Source organism: Mesorhizobium sp. M1A.F.Ca.IN.020.06.1.1, assembly GCF_004023265.1.
GTDB lineage: Bacteria > Pseudomonadota > Alphaproteobacteria > Rhizobiales > Rhizobiaceae > Mesorhizobium.
The window spans coordinates 1-2,457 of sequence record NZ_RZSR01000900.1 but is presented as its reverse complement, the minus strand read 5'-3'; the positions used below and the strand labels follow the sequence as shown (position 1 = coordinate 2,457).

The window sequence follows — 2,457 nt, the reverse complement described above, 5'->3', positions numbered from 1 at the left end:
GGGCGGAACCGGCTCATACGTCTTCGACCTGATTTCGAAGACCCGGGTGAAGGCTATCAAGCTGTTCGATTTCGATGTGCTCGATCTTCATAATGCGTTTCGCGTACCGGGCGCGACGGACCGCGAGGAGCTTGGCCAGCCGAAAGTGCGGGTTATCGACCGCCGCTACGCAGGCTGGCACAAGGGAACACAGGCTTACGAGGCGAAGGTCGACGGCGGGTCGGAAGAGCTGCTCCACGATGTCACCTTCGCATTTCTTGCGGTCGACAAAGTCGACGCTCGCCGCGAGATCGCCAAGCTCCTTCTGGCGCGCAACATACCAATTGTCGTGGTTGGCATGGGAATTCACCATGGCAGCCCCGGCCTTACCGGAATGGTCGATACCACCTTGCTGGACAACCAGACCCCGGCAGGCATACTTGCCGAAATCGTCGGCGATGAGCTGGCCGATATCCCTGACGAGTATCAGAAGAACATCCAGACCGCGGAGCTCAATGCGCTGAATGCCGCGATGGCGGTCTTCATGTACAAGAAGTACAGAGGCTATTATGCTGGCGGTGCCTCGGTGTGCCAAGCCAGCTTCACAATTTCATCGATGCAGCTCGACCGTGAATTCTCTAACTGAACGCAGCGAAAACTTCGTGGCGGTGCGCGGCCCGGTTCCCGAGCAACTCCAGCCCGGAATACTGTACGTCAATCCTCAAGGCAGCAGGGCTCACCACCTGTGCGCTTGCGGTTGCGGTCGACGTGTGCTGACGCCTTTGAACGACGTGGAGTGGGAACTGTCCGGCTCAGACCGACATCCATCATTGCATCCGTCAGTGGGAAACTGGAACCTGGAATGTCGGTCGCATTACCTGGTGCGGAACGGCAGGGTGCTGTGGGCACGCAGCTTCTCGCCAGCAGAGATAGAGGCCTGCAGGCAAAGAGATCTGAGGCCGTACCAGCAAATCAACCGGCTTGACGCGATCAAATCTTGGATACGGCGCGCCATCAACTTCTTTCGGCGGGGCTAGATCCAGTCTGCGCGTCTCCAAAGGTATTGGCGTAGTGACGAGCATCGTGCAGGAGGCCGGCTTTGAGAAAGCTCACGGCGGGCCTGTACTGACAGGCAGCTTCGAGCGACCGCTTTGCTGATCTCGGCCCCGATAACGGACAGTCGTTTGCGGCCCCAACAGCTGTCGTTAGGACCGCCGAGGGTCATCGCATCGGCCGCGAGCCCGTCGCGGTGACATATTGAGGCCGTTCGCGGCGACGCCTATTGTTTCCACTGCCATGCTGGGAGACTCGAAATCGATGCCAAACTCAGAGAATGGCTGGCCTACGACAGCGTTCTCATACCAAACGCCCGACAAGTAATGCGGCGTTCTCTCGGCGCCTGGACAGTTTTGGCACCTTGGATTCCGCCGTCCCGCATGTTCGATAACCACACCAACCTCAAAGCCGGCAGCAAAGCCAACACGAGACTCGATGCAGCGTCAGACCGTGATCGTTTCAGGCCTTGTGGCCTACCGAATGCATCGCGCCTGCGGCGCGCGCCAACGCGATCGGCCTCGAAGTCCTGATGCTGCCCCAGCTTGCCGCCCGGCTGTGCGGCGGCTTCGTCGAAATGGCGCCGCCCGAAGTGCTCTTCCCCCTGATCAACCTGGTCCGGCCGAAAAGCACCAACCTGACCATTGAAGTTACCTAGCCTCGCAGCCCGTCGCGCGCTTCCCCGCCCATCCTAAAAACCCGCCTCGACACGCACCTGCCCCTGAAGGTTGGCGTTGATCGAGATGTGATCGTCGGCGACTTCGAGCTCCGAGATCTTCGCGGACGCCACGGCGCCGAACAACTTCACCTTGTCGGCGAGATCGACGTTCAGCGCCTTGTTAGCCCTTTCAACACCCTTGCGAATATCATCTCCGTATGAGTAGTTGGCGAGGCTCGCCACGTAGTCGCGAACGAGAGGCAGACTGGCAATTGAAGCCACGGTATCCACGACACGATTGTTCGTATCGCTCGCGATCGTGACGTCTTTGACCGAGAGTTTGCTCGCTTGCTCGTCGAGCACCGGCAGCGTGGAAAATTCGACGCGGCCCTTCGTATCGAACCACGAGAAATAGTCGATCCACCTCAGCCATGCGGAGCGATCGTCATAGGCAAGGTCTATCGCGATCCTCAGCCTTCCATCGGCGCCTCGCGAAATCGCGGGGTTTGAAAGGTTGATGGTTCCGGAAAATCTCTCATCCTTGAGCTCAGCCTTGTAACCGCTCGGATACTGCTGTTTGGCGGCTCGCAGGATTTCGTCATAGGCAAGCACGATCGGAAGCTTGAAGCGAAACAGCCCGTCTCCCGCTGGCACGCTCGTCAATTGTGGGAGAGGAACCTTCGTTGCCGGCGCGGCAATGGATCCGAGCGCCAGCTGAGTGCTACCGGCCAGGGTCACCTGCGCCTTGAGGATGTCGCCTTCGATGT

Annotated in this window: 3 protein-coding genes; 2 read left to right on the top strand and 1 reads right to left on the bottom strand. The window is 59.3% G+C overall.

From position 1 onward, the window contains the following. Both EOA60_RS28745 and EOA60_RS39785 read left to right on the top strand, forming a co-directional pair. A partial coding sequence (locus EOA60_RS28745) for a ThiF family adenylyltransferase (protein WP_206628299.1) occupies nt 1-625 on the top strand: 625 nt, incomplete at its 5' end. Between the two features lie 939 nt (nt 626-1,564). Continuing rightward, nucleotides 1,565-1,690, top strand: coding sequence for a hypothetical protein (locus tag EOA60_RS39785; protein WP_281060381.1), 126 nt, complete (start codon nt 1,565-1,567; stop codon nt 1,688-1,690). 33 nt (nt 1,691-1,723) lie between these two features. Here the strand turns inward: EOA60_RS39785 and EOA60_RS28740 are convergent. Then, a partial coding sequence (locus tag EOA60_RS28740) for a DUF4403 family protein (RefSeq protein WP_164899619.1) occupies nt 1,724-2,457 on the bottom strand: 734 nt, incomplete at its 5' end.

Bases quoted from the DNA above. Each gene is read 5' to 3' on its own strand.
- EOA60_RS39785 (WP_281060381.1), top strand. From the start codon at position 1,565: ATGCTGCCCCAGCTTGCCGCCCGGCTGTGCGGCGGCTTCGTCGAAATG.